At 66.2% G+C, this 3,478-nt stretch carries 3 protein-coding genes; all 3 read right to left on the bottom strand.

The annotated features are described in order from the left end of the window. A partial coding sequence (locus AC1DT2_RS18400; RefSeq protein WP_477297924.1) for an N-formylglutamate amidohydrolase occupies window positions 1-548 on the bottom strand: 548 nt, incomplete at its 3' end. A gap of 16 nt (window positions 549-564) precedes the next feature. After that, window positions 565-1,929: a glutathione-disulfide reductase gene (gene gorA / locus AC1DT2_RS18405; protein ID WP_477297925.1), complete on the bottom strand. Its 1,365-nt coding sequence runs from the start codon at window positions 1,927-1,929 to the stop codon at window positions 565-567. A gap of 84 nt (window positions 1,930-2,013) precedes the next feature. Then, window positions 2,014-3,273: an NAD(P)/FAD-dependent oxidoreductase gene (locus AC1DT2_RS18410; protein ID WP_477297927.1), complete on the bottom strand. Its 1,260-nt coding sequence runs from the start codon at window positions 3,271-3,273 to the stop codon at window positions 2,014-2,016. Window positions 3,274-3,478 lie beyond the last annotated feature (205 nt).

A 3,478-nucleotide genomic window follows, 5' to 3' on the forward strand; every position in this document is an offset into this window, starting at 1 on the left:
ACGCGTGCCTGCAGGCCAGGTGAGCAGCTGGCGCCATCGGCGGTGCCGAGGTTGAAGTCAGGCAGGCGTCCGTCGAAGAGCATGGGCACTTCGCTGCGGATCGAATGACCCTCCCACAAAACCACGTGCCCGAACTCGGCCTTGAGGCGGGCCAGCTCACCGGCCAGGGCCTGGTGATAGGGCTTCCACCAGCGCTCGACGCGGTCGGCAATGTCGGCGGCGTCGGGCTCGGCGCCGGGACGGTAGATCTCGCGACCGTCGAACAGCACCGTGGGAACCAGGCCGGTCTCGTTCTTTCCCGGATAAAGCAGGTGGCCATCGGCCGGGCGGTTCAGGTCCACCACGAAACGGGAGGCGAAGGGCTTGATCACGCTCGCCCCCATTTCGCGGGCGAAGTCGTAAAGCTCGGCAACATGCCAGTCGGTGTCCACCGAACCCCGCGCCCGGCGCTTCATGCGGGCGGCCATGTCATCGGGAATAGCACTGCCGTTGTGCGGCAGGCTGACCAGGAGCGGCGCGGTGCCGCGATGAAGGGTGTAGGGAATCATGGGCAGAGTGTAACGCTCATCCGGGGACCCGATCGCCCATCAGCACCATCTCTTCGGCCGATGTCGGATGGACTGCAAGGGTATCGTCGAAGTCGGATTTACAGGCACCCATCTTGATCGCCACGGCAAAGCCCTGGAGGATCTCGTCGACGCCCGGGCCAAGCATCTGCATGCCGACGATCCGCGATTCCTTGCCCACGCAGATCAGCTTGAACCGCGTGGTGATAGGCCGTCGGGCCAGTGCCAGCTGCATCGGTACGAAAGACTGCTTGTAGAGGTGCACATCGGCGCCGTAGGCCTCGCGAGCCTGCTGTTCGGACATGCCGATCGTGCCCAGGGGCGGGTGGGAGAAGACCACGCTGGGGATGTTCTGGTAGTCGAGCTTCGATTCCGGCTTGCCGCCGAACAGGCGGTCGACGAGCTTACGCGCCGCCGCCACAGCCACCGGGGTCAGCGCCATCCGTTCGGTCACGTCGCCGACGGCATAGACCCCTTCGACGTTGGTGTTCTGCCAGTCGTCGATCGCGATGTGTCCGTCCACCCCGGTGGTGGCCAAGCCAATGGTCCCGATGTCGAGCGCCGCGGTATTCGCCTCGCGGCCGATGGCGACGATGAGGGCCTCGAAGGGTCCAGGATGATCCCCGCGATCGCAGTCGAGAAGGATCATGCCATCGGCCTCGTGCGCTGCCACGATCTGACACTCGTAGTGAACGCGAATACCGTGCTGCTCCATCTCCTCGCCAAGGCCGTACGCCATCTCCTCGTCGAAGCCTCCCATGAGGCGGCCGCGAACGTACATGTGCACGTCGCAGCCGAGCGCACGAAGCACGCCGGCCAGCTCGACGGCGATGTAACCACCGCCGATGATGGCGGCGCGGCGCGGGCAGGCTCRCAGGTCGAAGAAACCGTCCGAGTCCATGGCGAGGTGGAAGCCCGGTTTGTCGAGGTGCTTCGCTTTCGATCCCGTCGAAATGATGATGTGCGGTGCTGTCAGTTCACGCGCGCCCGCACGCACCCTTCCCTTGCCGACGAAACGCCCGGTCTCTCGCACGACGGTAACGTGACCCAGGTCGAGCGCCTGCTGGTACTTGCCGTGGATGCGGTCGATGTATTCCTGGCGTCGCTCGATGAAGCGTGGCCAGTCCAGGCTGCCAGGCGTGTCGTGAAAGCCGTAGTCCATCGCGATGTACTGCGCTTCGGCCATCTGGGCGGCGTACCACATGGCCTTCTTCGGGACGCAGCCAACGTTCACGCAGGTGCCACCGAGTTCGCCGGGCTCGATTAGCGCGACCTTCACACCGAGCTTCGAGGCGCGGATCGCGGCGGCGAGACCCCCCGAGCCACCGCCAATCACGATGAGGTCGAAGGCTTCCACGGTCATGCATCGCTCCAGCAGGGTCAATGCGCCACCGTAGCAAACACGCGGCCGCTGTTATAGGAGCCGATTCATCGGCGAAGCGGGCGATCAGAGGCCGAAGCGGGCTGGCGAATAGGGCGTGGGGTCGAGAACCGGCGCAGGCCCGGACAGCAGGCTAGCCACCAGCTCGCCGGTGGCGGCGGACATGCTGATGCCGAGCATGCCGTGGGCGGTGGCATAGGTGAGATTCGACCAGTGCGCGCTCGGACCGATGATCGGCAGCTCGTCCACACTCATCGGCCGCCAGCCCCACCAGGGCACGATCTCGCCACGCCCTTCGGGTTCGTGCAGGTAAGTCGCGGCACCGCGCCGCAGCGCATCCAGACGAACAGGGTTGAGCCCTTCCGAGAAGCCGGAGAATTCCATGGTGCTGCCGAGGCGGAAGCCGGACGCCCATGGCGTGACGCAGACAGCAGCCTCACGAAGGACCAGCGAGTGCGTCGGCACGCGCTCGGGCGGCTGGTCCCAGGTGAGCGAATAGCCTTTGCCCGGCTGCATCGGCAGGCGGATGTCGAGCAGCTTGCCGACCAGGGGCGACCATGCGCCGAGCGCCATCACCACGCGGTCTCCGCTGAACACACCGCCGGTCGTACGCACGTGCGAAATGCGTGTGCCTTCCAGGACGAACTCGTCCACGCGCGCGCCGGTTTCGATCGCTCCGCCGAGCTCACGCACCCGCCGGGCCAGTTCGGCCACGTAGCGATCCGGGCGCAGCCGGGCGTCACCGGGGTGGAGCAGGCCGCCCACCACGCCTTCGCGCAGGGCGGGCTCGAGCGTGAGTACGTCATCGCCTGCCAGGACCCGCACATCCATGCCAAGGCGGCGCAGGAGTTCCACGTGCGGGCGGTCACCCTGCATCGTCCGGGCGTCGCGGTAAACGTATAGCTCCCCCACTTCCTCGAATTCGCAAACGATGCCTTCGTCGGCGATGAGCTCGCCGAGCAAGGCCCGTGAACGGTTGAGAATCGCGCCTCGTGCCTCGCCTGCGTAGTGGTAATCGCGCCAGGTGCAGTGACGGGCGAAGTCGAGCAGCCAGCGCGCCCGGGCCGGGTCCGGGCGGGGATTCACGTAAAGAGGCGCATCACGGCGCAGCAGCGAGCGGAGCGCCGTACCAATCATGCCCGGCATGGTCAGCGGGCCCGCGTGACTGGGCGTGATCGTGCCGCAGTTGCCATGCGAGGCGCCGTTACCGGGCAAGCCCTGCTCCAACACCCGCACGCTCGCTCCCGCCTTGAGCAGGTACAGCGCGCAGGCCAGGCCAATCACTCCCCCGCCCATGATCAGAACGTCGCTTCGGGATCTATCCATGCACGAAGTTTAACGGCCGGCTGCGGCCCCGCGGCCTGTCCGCCGGATGAATTCGTGCTCTTTGCGAGGTATTCCACGCAACCTATTGATTTGATAACCTCGACGCGCTGCTCCTACAGGGGGAAACGCCCGATGTTCGCCGCTGCTCCACTTCCTTCGCTCCGCCCCGCCCGCTTCCTCGCCCCGTTCGCGCTCACGATGGCGA

The sequence above is a fragment of the Luteibacter sp. P4_E6 genome (assembly GCF_056401535.1).